The sequence below is a fragment of the Limosilactobacillus reuteri genome (genome assembly GCF_002254085.1).
Lineage (GTDB): Bacteria > Bacillota > Bacilli > Lactobacillales > Lactobacillaceae > Limosilactobacillus > Limosilactobacillus reuteri_K.
Map to the genome: position 1 here is coordinate 124,760 of NZ_NGPY01000011.1, position 17,203 is coordinate 141,962.

Genomic DNA, 17,203 nt, shown 5'->3' on the forward strand with positions numbered 1-17,203 from the left:
CCTAGCCAATGGCAATGGTTCCATTAGCAACAAGCCAAATTGCAATGATACTTAAGATTAAGATCAACGCCATTGTCCACTTTTCAGCAGTTGTAACTTTACGATCATTTTCTTTACATGCTAAGTAGTAAATGTAGAATCCAGGAATAAAACTAATTGAAACTAGTAATACTTCTTGCCATCCAGCAAGGAACATACATGCGAACATGAATGCAGCAGAGAGCAAACCAATTGTAAATTGTCCCCATTCTTGGTGTGCAGAACTGTATTTCATTTGGTAAAGTCCAACAAATAAGTATGAGAATAAAATTGCTGCACTACATAAAGAATATGCGAATTCATAGGCTTTATCAGTGAAAAGCAATGAGAACAAGAAGATTGTTTGCAATACCGCTGTAATCATTAGGGAAGCAGTTGGTGCTTTTTTAGCATTAACCTTTCCCCAGATTTTTGGCATTGCCTTATCATCAGCAACTAACATTGTTGTTTCGGCTGGAAGCATTGTCCAAGAAAGCCAGGAAACAATTGTTGAAATAATCAAACCAACATTAATCAAAATTGAACCCCAACTACCAACTGTTGCTTGAAGAACATGACCGATAGCTGGTTGACCCATTCCAGCTAATTCTGCCCGAGTTAATGCACCATAAGGCAAAATTGAAATTAATACATAGATAACCACTAAAAGGCCAAAACTAATAAGAGAAGCTTCACGAGCGGCTGTAAGCGACTTAGCCCGGCTTGCCATAACAGAAGCACCTTCAACACCGATAAATACCCAAATTAATGTCATTAGGGTACCTTTCATTTGTTCCCAGACAGAACCAGTTGTGGTACCACGAGAAGCATTATTGGCAACTCGTCCCCAGAAATCTGCTGTAAACATTCCGGCCTTGAAGCAAACAACCATCATAATAATAAAGATAACTAATGGTAAGACCTTGCAGATTGTTCCAATCATGTTAACAAAAGAAGCACTTTCAACGCCATTGTTAACTAAGATTGTCAATAGCCAACAGAAGATGATGGCAATAATAATCGATGGTAAATTTTGACCACCTTTAAAGGTTGGGAAGAACGTTCCAATTGAACTCATCAACATGGTGGCAAAAGCAATATTTCCCAGCCATGCGGATAACCAGTAAGACCATCCAGAAATAAATTCACCTAATGGCCCAAAACCGGCACCAGCATATGAGAAAATCCCTGAAGTAAGATCTGGTCGCTTTTCAGATAAATTATTTAGCGAGAGAACTAACATCAAAAAACCAATTCCAACAAAAATCCAAGCTAACAGGGCAGGGCCTGGTGCCGCCGCCGCTGCCACATCACTAGTAATACCAAATATTCCGGTACCGATACATGAACTTACAATTAAGGCGATCAATTCGCCTCTACCAATACCTTTCTTTTGTTCATCCATAAATATCCCTCCTATGCAGTTTATGAATGCATGTGTTGAATGATTAAGTCATAAACCATTTTAGCATCATCATTATCTTTACTAATGATAATCAAGGTGTCATTTCCAGCAAGTGTGCCCACAACTTCCGGAATATCAAGTTCATCAAACATTCCAGCCAAAATCGTCGCATAACTAGAATTTAGTGCAGTTTTGATTACGTTCATAAATTGAACAGTTTCAATTGTCCGCACATTATCATGAATTCCTTGGTATAATCGTTCAAAATTATGTTCGGGTGTCACATGGAGTTGAACATAGTGGGTATGACCATCGCCATCATTTGCTTTAACGATATTCAATGCATGAATATCTCTTGAAATTGTTGCTTGTGTTGTTTCGAAACCCGCCTCAGTTAACAACTTAAGCAATTCTTCTTGTGTTTCAATTTTACGATCATTAACCACTTGTTCAATATATTTTCTTCTTGCCTTTCGATCCATTCGTGTTCCCTTCTTATCATGTTAATTACACTAAAATGATACAAGAAAAAGCAGCAAAATTATACCCTTTCTAGATTACTCAGATAAATTTGCTGCTTTCATTATCTTATTTATTTCTTGAGATCTTCACGAACAATTGGACATGACATGCACCGTGGACCACCACGACCTCGTGATAATTCGCTTGAACGAACCTCGTGAACGAGAATACCATGCTTACGCAGCAAATCGTTTGAGACATAGTTCCGATCATAAGTTACAACTACACCAGGGGCAATTGCTAGCGTGTTAGAACCGTCATTCCACTGTTCACGTGGGGCAATAATTGGGTCACCGCCACCAGTAGGAATTAAATCAATTTCCGGCTTATCAAGTGCCTTCTTCAAAATTTCTTTAAGATTTGTTTCATGATTAATTGAAATTTCACCATTATTACCTGGGTGCATAATGTATGCATCAACATGTCCACCATCACGTAAGATTGCTGGATGAACTGTAAATTGATCATAGTTAATCATTGTAAACACAGTATCAAGGTGCATCATTGCGTGATTGTGAGGAATATGGATAGCAATTACTGTATCATAATCAGACTTTTCAAAGAGACTTTCAGCTAATTCTGTAATAGCCTTTGCAGATGTTCGTTGAGAAATACCAATTGCTAATACATGATCGCTGAGAACTAATTCATCTCCACCTTCAATCCGGCCTTCAGGATAACGGTTTCGCCATACTTCAACACCCTTGTCAGCAAAACGCTTATTGTGCTTAATGATGTACTCAGTAAAGAGAGATTCGCGTTGACGTGCCTTAAAGGTCATGTGATTAATGGTAATTCCATCCCCAATACATGCTTGCTGGTCACGAGTAAAGTATGCATTTGGCATTGGATCCATATAGAATGGGTAATCCTTATCTTCTGCTAATTCGGCAAGCGAAGCATACTTTGTTTTAATTTCATCTTTACGTACACCAGCAATAATCTTGTTAACCATATCCTTAGTACTGAAACTAAGCAAGAATTCCTTTAAGCCATCATAGATTGCTCCAGCAGCATAACCAGATTCAGCGATGATCTTTTCAAGGAATTCATCTTTGATATTATCATCTGCCAGTGCGTCTGTTAATAAATCTTCAAGATACAAGACTTCTGCGCCGTTATCACGTAATGTTTGCGCAAAAAGGTCATGTTCTTCTTGAGCGATCGGTAAGTATGGAATATCATCTACAAGCATCCGGTGAAGAATTTCAGGATAAACATTTTCGATTTCCTTACCTGGTCGATGCAACATAACTGTCTTAAGCTTCCCAATTTCTGATGTAACATGAATTGGACTTTGCATACAATATCACTCCTTTTTTGAAGTATCACTTGGCTACAACTACATCATATTAATTTATGTAAACGTTGTCAAATGCCGTCAAATCAATATTTAGTGAATTATATAAAAAGAAGTTATTAATATAAATTATCAACAGTTTTTATACATTTTTTACCCCTAAAGCGCATATTCTGTGAAAGCGGTTATTCAATTGATTGCATATAAATTTCACAAAGTTTTTTCTCTTTCTGTTAAATAAATTGCAAAAAGTTGGTCACGAGCAGCTAAAAATTCTTGGTTTTTGGCACTTGGATGAACACGATTAGTTAATACAATAAAGCCTTGGTCAGTTTGACGATCTAACACCATCCAAGTTCCCGTAAACCCAGTATGGCTAATCAAAAGGTGATGATCTTTAGCATGAAATAGTTTCCATCCCAGAGAACGGCTATGCGGACCAGGAATTCGTGTTTGATCTGTAAAAAAAAGATCAATTGTTTCAGAAGTAAGAAGACCATTTAAATTATTTTCAATCAACGCATGACTAAAAATCTCCAAATCTTTCAACGATGCAAAAAGGCCAGCACATCCGCAACTTGCTCCCAAAATGTACCCTTTAGGATCATGGGTTGTTCCCCTAATCAAGCCACGTTTTGTTTGTACTTCTGTTGGCACGCAATTAGCTGGGGTAGGATTAAATGTTGCAGTTGGCAGATTCAATGGTTTGAGAACCTGTTCTGTAATAACATTTTGAACTGGTTGATCATAAATTCGTTCAATAATCCATCCTAAATACAAATAGTTTACATCCGCATATTTGATTTGGCGGTTCAAGCTATCCTCCACATGCATTTTCGTCAAAAAAGCATTCTTTAGTTCGGAGGCAGTCAATTCATTACGATGTGGAATATAACCAGCAATCCCCGAAGTATGAGTAAGCAGGTTACGGATAGTTGGTCGGTCATCGTTAAACTCAGGTAAATATTGCTTTATTGGATCATCTAAAGACAATGTTCCTTTCTGAATAAGCCGGGCAATAACCGGAACTGTTCCTACTACTTTCGTTAGTGAAGCAACATCATAGAGCATACCTGGTTTTAATATTTCAGTCTCGGGATAAACTTGGGCCATCCCTGTTACTTCCCTAATCGTATGTTGATGATCAAAAATCAAATAGCTAACTCCGGGAACAACTCCTTCTTTAACCATTTGGTGTAATTTAGTAATTGTTAAATCGTATTTATTCATCTTTTAATTCACTTCCTTAATAAGGTTTATTTTAACGTAAATAGGGCAAAGGAAAAATATCCAGAAATTTATTAAACAAAATCAGTCAATTATGACAAATAAGTCAAAAATGTTACAAAATCATTTCAAAAGGCGGTATAATAAAAGTGTAATGATGTTATAAAAATAAGAGAGATTGAGGGGGTCATTAAAATGATGAAGATGACAAATAAAGTTTTAGCAAGTTCATTAGTAATTTTAGCAGCCCTTGGACTAGCTGGGTGTACCAATAGCGTAGCAGCTCCAACAAAGACATCTACTTCTGCGACAAAAGTAAGTCAACAAACAAGCAAAAAGGCGGCCTCCTCCACTAGTAGCGAAAAGGCAAAGGATCAAACCTCTACATCTACACCTACTAGTGTACAGTCCACTTCTTCAACAAATACAAGCTCAACAAGCGCAAATTCAAAGGTAGCTAACAGTTCAGAAAAATCAACTAATCAAACGGTAAAAGCTCCTAGTTCATCTATAACTAGTAGTTCTAGCAGCCAATCAGCAACTACCAATTTCACTTCCTCAGCACAAACCGATCAACAAGTCCTAACGAGTTTCGCCAAGACAAGTGGCGTTCAACAAGATGGCAATCATTATTACATGACTAAGAATAATCAAAATAATAATTATCAAATTGAAGTTCGCAATAACCAAGGCGGCGATCCAAATGTAGCTCACCTTACTGGTACCTATCAATATGACCCCGCTACAAATCAAATCCATGAAATGAACCCAATCACCGGCAATTATGATAATTAATATTTTTAACGCAAAAAGGAGTACAGAAGTAATAAACCGCTAATGGTAAATTCCTTCTGTACTCCTTTATTAATTCATTTATTTAAAATAGCCTTTAAATGCAGCAAAGATTCCCTTTTTATTTCCAGTTTTATCATCATCGTTCGACTTAATTTGTTCGATTATTGATTCTGTCTCACCGTTGCCATGAGGGGTTACTGCTACTAACTTCTTTAAGGTAATAGTATAGGTCTGTTCTCCGACCGCAAAATGATGATCGGCAGGGAAACTATTCTCATCAAGCACATATCCCTCATCTTCAAATGACTTAATTTGTGGAGTTGGATCGTAGTTAAATTCTTCACCGGTTACCCCAGTAAGTTCCTCGGATGTTAATTCTGCACCAGTTTGGTCAATAAATTTAACCAGAATTTTAGCTGGTTGTGGAGTGTAACTGATCTTTTCATTTCGATCGCTCGCATTTTCATCAACCTGTTCAGCTGGAATAGCAGGTGCATCATACCCCGCGATTGGTGCTGGAATATATTCAGGGATCACTCCTTTGCTCCACTCTTGCCAAATGTCACTACCAAGCACTTCATCATGAACGCCAGAACGAGTAGCAATTGCTTCCTGAGTTACAACTTGTTGTGTTTGATCAGGCATTGTAATCTGGATAGTTCGCGTTACGTGATGTTCCTTCTTTAGGGGAGTAGTTTGGTGAGTGAGGTAAACGTAATATTGTTGTTCTGGACTACCAGCAAAGTACTTACCCTTTAATGCCCCTTTGTCAGCCTTAAATAGTTCGTATCCGGCACTTTCAAAATCCCATAGTTTATTATTGTATGTTTGTCCTTCTGTAACATTTAATCTCTGAGTTCGATTATCAATAATTCGACCGGAAGAAGGCTTAACAATTGGTAACCGATCATCAGGAACATCAACATAAAAGACGGTAATTTGTTGTATTTGTGAATTCTGTTTACTAATAATAATCTTGTATTCTTTTTCCTGCTCGCCGTCTTCGGCCATTAAGCGGGCATTTTGTGGCAATTCATTATCTACAATCACATATCCTTCATCAGCAAGACGGTCAGTTTCAACTGTTGGTTTATGACTGATCAAATCGCCAGCAAGTCCTGAAATTATTTGCTCATCAATTTCATTTCCAGCTTCATCGACATATTTAATCTTAACCTTAACTTGCTTTGGATGGTAGATAACATTAATATTGCTATCTTTTGAAGTTAATGAGATTGGTTCAGCATCAACATTTTTGACCGTATATCCTGGTACATGAGGTGCAGTCACTGCGGGAAGAGTAGCTTTACTCCAATCACTCCATGTTTGTTCATTGGCCGTTTTATCAGCAATTCCCAAACGCTGAATTTTTCCAATTTGCTTAATAATTTGCTTAGAACCATCTGGCATATTAAATGTAATCGTTCGTGTTACTTGGTGATCTTCGGCAATCTTTTCAATTTTATGAATAAGGTAAACATAATAGTCCTTAGTAGGTTGTCCTCCAACATATGCTCCTGATTTAGCACCTTGTTCATATTCATAAATCTCAAAGCCGTTTTCTTCACCCCAAAGTTGGTTATGATACTCTTCATCACCTTTACCGGTAAAAGTTTGGGTTTGATTTTCAAGAATTTTTCCATCACTTGGCTGTAAATCACCTTTTGCTTTATTAGGAACATCAACTAAGTCAACATAGTAAACATTAATTGTCTGTTTATTTTCAACCATCCTTACCTTTGCCGGCGAAGTAATTAACATATCATTATCTTCACTTCCATTAAGGAAATAGCCAATAATGACATTATAATCGCCAGGCGTTGCATCTACTAATTCAGAATTATCAACAATAAATGTTTGTTCAGGGCTAACCGGAAGCTCTTCATTAGTTGAAGAAAGGCCACAAACTTTTTCAACACCACCAAATGAATTCCAATCATCTTTTGCCTCTGCCTTAAGAGTAAATGATTTTGTAATAAGAAGTTGATGGATGACAATATAAGGAATAAAGTCAAAATTTTCAAAATCAAGATAAGTAGGTTGAACCGTAAACGCGGCAGCCCTCATTAACTTTCGTCCCGTCTTGTCAACATCGACTGAAAATCCTTTTTCTTGAATCGCACTTTGAATAACGGCCAGCTTAAAGAAGTATTGACCGCCTTGCCACATTACATTATCCTCATCAATCTCAAATGAAACTTCATCGTTAAAGTTACTGATTGCATATGATACTTCACCCAAAGTTGGCATCATTGCTTGAACATCTTCTGAAAATACCTCATCACCGTCTTCAGTTCGGCTAAGTGCCATGAATGGGATATTTTGATAGGCATCATGAGCAAAAACAGGCGTGCTTAAGCGGAAGTTTAATTGTGACATTGTGTGCTTATTAACTGTTAAATCGTAAAAGGCATACTCATTTAAATTAAATTGCTCTTGAGTATTAATATTTTCTAGATTTGTAATCTTAAAAGGAAATTCAACACGGTAAGAACTGTTTGGTAATAAAGAACCAAATACCATAATCGCTGTTACTTTTTCCCAACTAAAGTCATCACGCTGCTTAAGAGTATCAATCGTCGAATACTCTCCTTCGTGTCCTTGATAACTATAGGTAATATCAAATCCAGGAATTACATTCCCCTTTTCATCCTTGTATTCAAGACCGTCGAATTCATTAATCCGCGCCCCATCAAGTACAACTTGTGCCGTTCCTTGCTTTCCTTCAAATGTAGGCAGCGTATAGACAACTTCAACTGATTTGGTAGTTTCTGTATCATTCTTTAAATGACCATATCCACTAAAATCAGTAGCTGCGCGATAATTAACTAATGATGCCGTTTCACTCATTGAATTACGACTTACAAGCGAACGATCTTTAGCATGGCTTTCACTATTAGTTGCCTGTAAGTAAGTCCCATGCATTAAGCCACCTAAATCATCAATTAGTTGATATTCACCTAATGCTGGATTATTTTTTATTACCGGTTCTTGGCCGTTCAATTTTTGTTGTTGAGCCGCAAAATTTGGCGCTGCTTTATGCATTTTTTCCAATAATGGCGTTCTATTGAGTAAAGCAACGCTTGAAGCAGATTTTTCCCCTAATTTTACTTGTCCGCCAACAGTTTCAACCGGGGCAAGCTCAACACCAAGTACCTCATTTTTTTTGATCTCATCTGTATCAAGCATCTTTTTTCTCCCCCTTAAAGACTTTTATAATTCGATAACTATTATTTAGTATTGAGTATAATATACTTCATTCTTATTTCAATACTGATAAATTATTCAGGAATATATTTTTTAATATTTTCTACCTTTTTATCCTTGATATATCAATATTTTTCCACCGTTAATGATAATAGAAAAAGAACAAAAGAATAATTTTTCATATGAAAAAATTATCTTTTGTTCTTTTAAAAATAGTTTATTCTTTTATCATTAGATATTTAATTATGAATAGAAATTAATATTGTGGACCATCGCTAACATAGCCATTGTTTTCTTGACTATAGGCAGGAGTACTTGATTCTTGCGCAGGAGCAGTCGGCGTACTGTTACCAGAGGTCCTATTTCCACCGCCATTGCCACTATATCGTGGACGAGAAGTATTGTAGTTTCTTGAGCTTCCTCCATTATTCGATGAAGCTGCTGTTGTGCTGCTTGAACTTTCGCTGTTACTTTGCGCCGTGGAAGCAGTCGAGCTTGAAGACGAGGAAACCGTACTACTACTACTTGCTGAGGAAGCGACTGAAGAAGAACTAGAACTTATCGAACTGCTACTTGATGAACTTTCTTGAGTATTATCGTTGCCCTTAACCTTTAACTGCTTGGTCACCTTTTGATCACCACGTTCTGCAATAATATCATAAGTGCCAGCTACATCAAATGTATAAGTATGGTTAACTAGTGATTCGCCCTTACTTGCTTTAAACGTCTTAACAATCTCTTTGCTCTTATGTCCCCGGATTGTCAAAGTAGTTTGTGGAGAAACCTTAAACTTAACTTTTGCTTCTCCATTATCATTTAAAGTAACTTTCCGATCAAACTGAACTGAGACTTTTCCCAAATTATCACTGTCGGAAGCAGCGTATTCAACATTTTCGGTCTTATCAGTTTGAGCTGGCTTTGCTTCTTGGCGATGTGAATGAATGCTACCAAAAACTATTCCCCCAACACAAATTACCAAGACAGCGACCAATGTCCAGTTAAAAAAGACACGGCCCCCACTTACGAAATTATTACCGTTGCGGTTTTTCCGTAACTGAGAAAAATATTGAGCAGCTAAAATAATAATCGCAATAACTGCTAATACTATCATTAAATTCATTACTCGCATAATTAACTCACCAAATCCATCCTATTCTTTTTCTATTTACACAAATCCATCATAGCATCAATTAAACCTTTTCTTAACGCTTTTACTAAATTTGTAATATAAATAAAAAAGTCTGTTACTAAATGAGTAACAGACTCAATCATATTCACCCGCACGGGGATCGAACCCGTAACTCCGCCTTGAGAGGGCGACGTCTTAACCAATTTGACCAGCGGGCAATAACGTACAAATAAAAGTATACGTTAATTTTAATTTTTCGTCAACTTAAAATCAAATTAATTTAATATTCATTTTCAGTGTCAAGTAAAATTGATTCAGCCAATAGAATTTCGTTATAGAGTTCAAAAAGATAGTCACGACGATTCTCCTTTTGAGATACCATATCAAGGTACTGTCTTTCAGCTTGGAATGCCCATAATAAGGCTCGTTGCTCCAGTTCCTTTTCCTGCTCATTGAATTCTGGATAGCGACTTGCTTTAGCCCATTGATGCCAAAAATCTGCAAATGAATTGGCACTCTTTTGATCCCGCAAATCATAAACAACACTTTCTCTAATTTTTTCTGGAAGGTATATCTTTTCTACTGCCTTCAATCCCTCTTTAACCATCTCTTGCCGTAAACGCTGAATTTGTTTGCCAGCTTCTTTACTCGACATATCATGGTCAAGAATAAAACGAAATACGATTGAAGGTACCACCATACTCAAAATAATAACAAGCATTTCTGCTAACACAATCATATCAAACTGCGCAGAGCTTACGTTGTTAATAATCATATATACTAAGGCGAGTGTTACTGCGCCATGGACTCCCCCAAGGGCAAAAATTATACTTCCCTTATTACCCATCTTTGATAGTAGTCCATAGAAATAACGAACAAGAAGATTAGTAAGATAAAGTAAAATACCAATCACAATCCATTGCGAATTTGTATTTCCAATAATCAAGTCATCGCGAATGATCCTGACAACCAATAATCCTAAAATAACAAAGACGGTATTATTCAAGACTTCTCGAAGTAGCCTTAAAAGTACTAATCCGTTATGAAATTGCCGGGGTGTTATAAAGCGACTTCGGATACTTTCACTATTCTGCATTAAGCCTGCACAAACCACGGCAATAATCCCAGATACTTTTAATTCTTCAGCTATAAAGTAAATAAAGAATGGCGTACTAACAAATAATAATATTTGCGCATTATAAGCATCATGGTTAATTCGCCCTAAAAATTGACGAAAACTGATCATTACAAGGGCTGCCAAAATACCAATAATTATCCCGCCACCAGCTGAACGCAAAAAGTCAAAAAATGTTTGTTGATAGTTGAACTGCCCGTTTTTTACCCACAGTGCCATTGCAGTAACAAGGATAATACCAGAAGCATCATTAAATAATGACTCCATTTTTAGAATATTTTCTTGTCTTTCAGGGACAATCAACCCCTCCGAAACAGATTCGGTTGCAGTAGCATCAGTTGGTGTACTTAAAGCGCCCATCAGAAATGCCAGAGCTAGCGGAATTCTCAAAAGCGATACACTAAAACCGGCAAATACCGTTCCGACAATTACTAAAAGAACAGCCGTCTCAAGGATTTGTCGCAATCTTTTTCCAATCAGATTAATTCTCGTTGATTGCCCCTCAAAATAAATTAGTGGAGCTACTATATACATAAATACTTCTGTGTGGAAGGGAAGAATCCGACCATTCAAAAAAGGAACTAAGCCAATAATTAGGCCAACGAAAATACTAATATAATTAATTGAGAAGTGCGGAAAGAAGCTGGAAATAATACTACTTAAAACTGCCGCTACCATTAAAACAATCGTTGAAACAAGCACTACAAAACTCTCCCTTTATAGCAAATAAGCTGTGACACCTTTTGTCGCAGCTTAAATCGCATTATTCAAATGATAATTCTAATAAATATACTTTCTTTTCTGGAATATGACAGGTCGTCGCCCAAACATCATGGTAATTTTTCTTCGTTCCATTGGTCATTGAAAAATAACTATCAAGAAGGTCGCCATTCTTTGCCACAAAATCATTTGACAAACGATTGACCATAAAACGATCAACAGGAAAATAAAATGAAGCATCGGCTATCTTTAAGGAGTCATCAAAAAGAATCAGAACCGTATTAGTATAACGTGGTCTAATGCTTTTGATTAACTCTGGATGGTGCTTTAGTTTTGTTAAAACATAATAAATTGAATCAGAATTACTAGCCATATTCGTCCCCTCACTTGACTGTAATTATAACAAATAACTTTTTTATCAACAAAAGACCTGCTAGCTAATCTAGCAGGTCTTTTGTTAGAAGTTGGGCATACTGGTCTCGAACCAGTAAATTATGGATTCAGAGTCCACTGCCTTACCAGTTTGGCGAATGCCCAATAAAATAAACTTACAACGATATATACTATACATGGAAGTGGCTTAATAGTCAACTCTTTTTTATCATTTCTCTTCAGCACGTAATCGTTGGTGTTGACGGGCACAACGCCATTTTGTAATCAAATCGATAACGGGATGTTTTTTAGAGTCACACCAATAATCAACATCGGCCCAGATTTGTTTTTGTGTCCACTTGTCATAATCATGATGTAAGAAATTATAGTTTTTTAAGGCTGACTGCTTTTTCCAGATAGTTGCCATTATAAATTGGCTTCGTGTCCGTTGCACAGTTTTTTTAACCTGTGCCAGATCAACTGCTTCTACCCCTATTACTTTTGCCGTTCCAATTGGCGGAATGGGCTGACCACTTGGCAAGTATGGCGCTAAGGGAACATTGATCAATGCATCAAGAATCACCTCTTGCCAATCTTCTCGTGTCTCATAACGATGCATTAACCCCGGCTCAACATCATTAGCAATTAAATAATCACATGTTTTTCCCCAGCTTAGTTGAGTGTGAACCAAAAATGCTGTTGCCATTTTAAATACTCCTCCATCACTTTTATTAATATTTTACCGCAAAATCCTTTTACTTTGTGCAAAATATAACAAAAAAGAAGCTAAGAATTATATTCCTTAACTCCTTACTATCTGATTTAAGCTTGAACAACATTCTCTCCCGCAATCTTAGTTTTATTTAGCAACAAGGAAGAACTAACAACAGAGACAGAACTAAAGGCCATTGCTAGACCGGCAAGCTCTGGACTAAGAGTAAAGCCCATAAATGCAAATAGCCCTGCAGCAATTGGAATACCAATGACATTATAAATTAGCGCCCAGAAGAGATTTAATTTAATCCGGTTAAAGGTCTTCTTAGAAATATCAAGTGCCCGCACAACTCCTCGTAAATCATTTCGAACGAGGACAATTCCACCAGAGTCAATTGCAATATCAGTTCCGGATCCCATCGCAATTCCAACATCAGCTGTCGATAACGCAGGGGCATCATTAATTCCATCACCAACAAAGGCGACTTTTTTTCCCTTGTCCTGAAGTTCCTTAATTTGTTGAGCCTTATCATTCGGCATTACTTCAGCGATCACTTTATCGATATCAACTTCATCAGCGATTGCTTGAGCTACCCGTTTATTATCACCAGTTAACATCACAGTCATTAATCCACGCGCCTTTAGCTCCTTAATTGCATCTTTTGAACTCGGCTTCGGAACATCTTGAATAGCAACTAGGCCGATTATTTCCCCATCAAGGCCCACATAAACAACTGTTTTAGCTTCGTTCTGTAATTTTTCTGCACGTGATGCCATTTCCCGGGAAATATTCACATCAACCAAAAGCCGATTGCTACCAACAAATGCTACTTGACCATTATAATTTGCGCGCACACCCTTACCTTCAATTGCTTCAAATTTCTCTACCTTTACTAGTGAGATCTCTTTATCTTTCGCTTTTTGAAGGATTGCTGATGCTAACGGGTGCTCAGATGATTCCTCAAGACTAGCAGCTATTGTTAATACTTTTTTAGCATCGCCAACAATATCGGTTACAACTGGTTTGCCGACCGTAATTGTCCCCGTTTTATCGAACACAACCGTATCAATATTGCTTACTTCTTGAAGGACTTCACCATTCTTAATAAGGACACCCATCTTGGCACTTCTTGCAGTTCCAACCATTAATGCCGTTGGGGTTGCTAAACCTAATGCACACGGACAAGCAATCACAATTACTGAAACAGCAAATAATAATGCTTGAACAAATGTTGCACCAACAAAGGAATACCAAATCATAAAGGTTAGAATGGCAACTATCATTACTGCCGGAACAAAAATATTTGAAATTTTATCTGTTAAGTTCTGAATAGGAGCATGACTGGTTTGCGCTTTTTTTACTAAGTCAACAATTTGGGCGAGCATCGTATCGGATCCAACCTTTGTGGCCTTAAACGTAATCGTCCCATTATTATTAATTGTTGAACCAACAACAGTATCGCCAACTTTTTTCATTACTGGCATACTTTCACCAGTAACCATCGACTCATCCAAGGAAGTTACCCCTTCTAGAATCGTTCCATCTACGGGTACTTTTTCACCAGGCTTGACCCGAATAAGGTCGCCAACTTGGACTTGATCAAGTGGTACTTTGACAAATTTACCATCTTTTAAGACCTCAGCATCTTTTGCTTGAAGGCCCATCAATTTGCCAAGAGCATTGGAAGCATTGTTATGCATCTTCTCTTCCATCGCATCCCCCAGCAAAACAAAGACAGTAACAAAAGCAGCACTTTCAAAGTAAACCGCCCTATCAGTTATCATTGCAAAAATACTATAAAAATAAGCGACAGCTGTTCCTGTGGCGACCAGGGTATTCATATTTGCACTATGTTTCTTAAATGCAGCGATCGCACTTTTCCAATATGGAAATGCTGAAATTGCCATAATAATAGTGGTAGTAATTAATGCTATCCAATTATAGGCAGGCATCATCCAGTGAAAAGGCATCGCAAACATTTGTATTAACATTGGGATTGATAATACAAATGAAATCCAAAATCGCTGAATGTTTGTGAGCTTCATTACTTTACAACAACCTTTCCATGAAACATATCCATTCCACAAGCGTAGTTATAAGTTCCCGGCTTATCAGTTGGAATATCAACAGTAACTTCTTTTTTGCCGTCTAACTTCTCATCAATACCAAGTTCCTTAAAGACGACTTCATTCATACATCCCATGTTATCAGAAGGGATAAATTTTAATTGCGCTGGCTTTCCTTGTTTGAAAGTAACCGTTTCTGGTTTGTAGCCATGATTTTCTGCATTAACAACAACTTTTTTAGTTTGATCTTTTGAAAAAATATTCATTATTTAACAATCACCTTTCCATGAAACATATCCATCCCACAAGCAAAATTAAAAGTCTGGGCTTTATCTGTTGGAATATTAATCGTCGTAATCTTTTGCTTTGTTAAGTCCTCATTAACTCCTAGCTGTTCAAATACTACATGTGATAAACAAGCCGTCGAGTCATGCATATCAAAGTTAACTTGAGCCGGAATTCCCTTTTTCAAGATAACGGTTGATGGAGAATAACCACCATTAACGACAATCGTTGCAGTTTGTTCATCATTAACAATAGTTGACTTTCCCGCCGACTCTGTATGTTTTCCAAAGAACCACCAAACAATAAATGCAATTAAAATCAGTGCAATAACTATAGCGGCAATTCTCAATATTTCCACCTTCTTTTAGTTTACAACTGTAATCATATTATAGGTACAGCATACTATTAAAGTTTACAATTGTCAACAATAAAGAAAAATATTAAATAATGGACGTTTTACTCTTTTTTAATTAGAATTTGAATACTAGGGGGTGTGACTGATTAAGAAGTCTAATTTCTTATTAACCTTATTTTATTTATTACTCTTTGGCGGAATCATTTGGTTTTATCAAAATAATTCTACCTTTCAAGAACAATTTAATATCGGCATTCATAATGCACAAGTGCTTACTCAATCGTGGTTACACCGAATAACTGGTAAAGAAGTTGCAACCCCAACTAAACAAAACGCTGACCAGCAAACCGGGACTCAAGATACACCTGCTGATGCACGCTGGGAACAAAATACCGCAACGATCTATATTAATGTCAGTAATCCAGTATTAAAGAATGCAACAGAAACCGCAATTGCCCAATGGAATAACACGAAAGCATTCACATTTAAAATCGTTAATGATAAGAATGCAAATATTAGTGTTTCCGCTGTTAATGATCCAAATAACGGGGCAGCGGGGCTTACCAATACAAGCATGAATTCCGCAACGGGATATTATCTGCACGCAACAGTAGAACTAAATTCTTACTACCTATTGAATCCTGCCTTTGGATACTCACAAGAACGAATCGTTAATACTGCTGAACACGAATTAGGGCATACAATTGGTCTACAGCACACGAACAAGATTTCTGTGATGCAGCCAGCTGGATCATATTATCCCATTCAATCACGGGATATACAGGCTGTAAAGGCTTTATATTCACGAACTCCACAACCAATCATTGCTGAAGATAATTCCAACAGGTAGTCAAAATTAAAAGGTCGAGCTCACTTTTCATAGAATTGGTATGGTAAAATAAAATAGCAATTCTAATTGGAAAGAGTATTTTTATGTCAAATAAAAAAGTTTTAGGTACAGCAATGATTATTACTGCCTGTACCTTTTGGGGTATTTCAGGGCTTTTTGCGAAGGCCCTTTTTAATGTTAGTAGTTCGATTACATCAATGTGGTTAACGCAGGTTCGAATGGTTTCAGCTGGAATTATTTTAGTCTTATTAAGTCTAATTCGTGGGGAGAATCCCTTTCAAATTTTTAAGGATCTTCATTCTGCATGGATTATCTTTGCATATGGTGTTTTTGGGTTAGTTCCGGTTCAGTACGCTTACTTTATGGCTGTCCAATATGGGAATGCTTCGATCGCAACCATTCTCCAATTCATCGGGCCCTTTTTTATCATTGCTTATCAAGCTATGTTTCGACACCTGCCACCACGACGAATTGAAATTATTAGTGCAATTATCGCCTTTTTTGGTGTTTTTATTATCGCAACTCATGGTCAATTTAACCATTTAGCAATGACGCTTAGTGTTCTAATATGGGGATTAATTTCTGCAATTGGTGTTGCAACGAATACCTTAATTCCACAAAACATGCTTCGCGAAGGTCGGGTTCCCTCATTAATTATTACGGGATGGGGGCTACTATTTGCTGGATTAACCTTAGTGCTTATTCACCCTAGTCAGCCTCATATCCCCAACATTCCTTCAGTTTGTTTATATGTGTTAGGTATTCTAGTAATTGGGACCTTAATTCCCTTTCAGCTAGCTAATAACTCATTAAAATATATCGATGCAACTACATTTAGTTTAATGGATGCATTCGAACCTTTATTAGCAACAATCGGTTCAGTCCTAATTTTTCATTTACAAATGACGGGTGCAGATATTCTTGGGTCGATTTTAGTTATCGTTGCAGTACTTGCGATTAATATTCGTATTCCGCAAAAAATTTAAAGAGTAACTAAAAAAAGAAGGTAGGGACTGTGACATAAGTTAAGTTACTTTCATAAAAAGCAAATGCGCAGTACAACAATGGCCTCCAACGTCCGGCAAAACCGAACATTGGAGGC

The 17,203-nt window shown here is 37.1% G+C and carries 15 protein-coding genes and 2 tRNA genes; 3 read left to right on the forward strand and 14 right to left on the reverse strand.

Annotated elements, in window-relative coordinates; all coding sequences use genetic code 11:
- Position 1 precedes the first annotated feature (1 nt).
- The 4 genes from CBG10_RS03155 to CBG10_RS03170 form a co-directional block, all read right to left on the reverse strand.
- Positions 2-1,423, reverse strand: coding sequence for a basic amino acid/polyamine antiporter (locus CBG10_RS03155; protein WP_019253949.1), 1,422 nt, complete (start codon positions 1,421-1,423; stop codon positions 2-4).
- A 20-nt stretch (positions 1,424-1,443) separates the two neighbouring features.
- The gene (locus CBG10_RS03160; RefSeq protein WP_003666533.1) at positions 1,444-1,905 is read right to left on the reverse strand and encodes an arginine repressor; all 462 of its coding nucleotides are present in this window, start codon (positions 1,903-1,905) and stop codon (positions 1,444-1,446) included.
- Between the two features lie 110 nt (positions 1,906-2,015).
- Entirely contained in the window at positions 2,016-3,248 is a 1,233-nt protein-coding gene (gene arcA / locus CBG10_RS03165) for an arginine deiminase (protein ID WP_094511640.1), read from the reverse strand.
- Positions 3,249-3,455: 207 nt separating this feature from the next.
- Complete coding sequence (locus CBG10_RS03170; protein ID WP_094511641.1) at positions 3,456-4,475, reverse strand: serine hydrolase domain-containing protein; 1,020 nt, start codon at positions 4,473-4,475, stop codon at positions 3,456-3,458.
- 192 nt (positions 4,476-4,667) lie between these two features.
- Between CBG10_RS03170 and CBG10_RS03175 the strand changes: the two genes are divergently transcribed.
- Positions 4,668-5,267, forward strand: a complete 600-nt coding sequence (locus tag CBG10_RS03175; RefSeq protein ID WP_094501909.1) for a hypothetical protein — start codon at positions 4,668-4,670, stop codon at positions 5,265-5,267.
- Between the two features lie 78 nt (positions 5,268-5,345).
- Here CBG10_RS03175 and CBG10_RS03180 read toward each other — a convergent pair whose 3' ends face one another.
- The 10 genes from CBG10_RS03180 to CBG10_RS03225 form a co-directional block, all read right to left on the reverse strand.
- Positions 5,346-8,456, reverse strand: coding sequence for a mucin-binding protein (locus CBG10_RS03180; RefSeq protein ID WP_094511642.1), 3,111 nt, complete (start codon positions 8,454-8,456; stop codon positions 5,346-5,348).
- 274 nt (positions 8,457-8,730) lie between these two features.
- Positions 8,731-9,603 (reverse strand): hypothetical protein, encoded by an 873-nt coding sequence (locus CBG10_RS03185; RefSeq protein ID WP_094511644.1) that lies wholly within the window; start codon positions 9,601-9,603, stop codon positions 8,731-8,733.
- 145 nt (positions 9,604-9,748) lie between these two features.
- A tRNA-Glu gene (locus CBG10_RS03190) sits at positions 9,749-9,821 on the reverse strand.
- Positions 9,822-9,883: 62 nt separating this feature from the next.
- Positions 9,884-11,440, reverse strand: a complete 1,557-nt coding sequence (locus tag CBG10_RS03195) for a cation:proton antiporter (RefSeq protein WP_225361501.1) — start codon at positions 11,438-11,440, stop codon at positions 9,884-9,886.
- Positions 11,441-11,501: 61 nt separating this feature from the next.
- Positions 11,502-11,831 carry a hypothetical protein gene (locus CBG10_RS03200; RefSeq protein WP_003666524.1) on the reverse strand — a complete coding sequence of 110 codons (330 nt, stop codon included), beginning with the start codon at positions 11,829-11,831 and terminating at the stop codon, positions 11,502-11,504.
- A gap of 91 nt (positions 11,832-11,922) precedes the next feature.
- Positions 11,923-11,995 (reverse strand) — tRNA-Gln (locus CBG10_RS03205).
- A 64-nt stretch (positions 11,996-12,059) separates the two neighbouring features.
- Complete coding sequence (locus CBG10_RS03210; protein ID WP_019251325.1) at positions 12,060-12,536, reverse strand: DUF7679 family protein; 477 nt, start codon at positions 12,534-12,536, stop codon at positions 12,060-12,062.
- Between the two features lie 116 nt (positions 12,537-12,652).
- Positions 12,653-14,590, reverse strand: coding sequence for a copper-translocating P-type ATPase (locus CBG10_RS03215; protein WP_094511645.1), 1,938 nt, complete (start codon positions 14,588-14,590; stop codon positions 12,653-12,655).
- The gene (locus CBG10_RS03220; RefSeq protein ID WP_094511646.1) at positions 14,590-14,877 is read right to left on the reverse strand and encodes a cupredoxin domain-containing protein; all 288 of its coding nucleotides are present in this window, start codon (positions 14,875-14,877) and stop codon (positions 14,590-14,592) included. Before CBG10_RS03220 ends, CBG10_RS03215 begins: the two co-directional genes overlap by 1 nt.
- Positions 14,877-15,254, reverse strand: a complete 378-nt coding sequence (locus CBG10_RS03225) for a cupredoxin domain-containing protein (RefSeq protein ID WP_019251323.1) — start codon at positions 15,252-15,254, stop codon at positions 14,877-14,879. The genes CBG10_RS03220 and CBG10_RS03225 overlap by 1 nt, the downstream gene beginning before the upstream one ends.
- Before the next feature lie 265 nt (positions 15,255-15,519).
- Between CBG10_RS03225 and CBG10_RS03230 the strand changes: the two genes are divergently transcribed.
- Positions 15,520-16,101, forward strand: coding sequence for a matrixin family metalloprotease (locus tag CBG10_RS03230; protein ID WP_094511647.1), 582 nt, complete (start codon positions 15,520-15,522; stop codon positions 16,099-16,101).
- An 83-nt stretch (positions 16,102-16,184) separates the two neighbouring features.
- Positions 16,185-17,087, forward strand: a complete 903-nt coding sequence (locus CBG10_RS03235) for a DMT family transporter (protein WP_094511649.1) — start codon at positions 16,185-16,187, stop codon at positions 17,085-17,087.
- Positions 17,088-17,203: the final 116 nt, after the last annotated feature.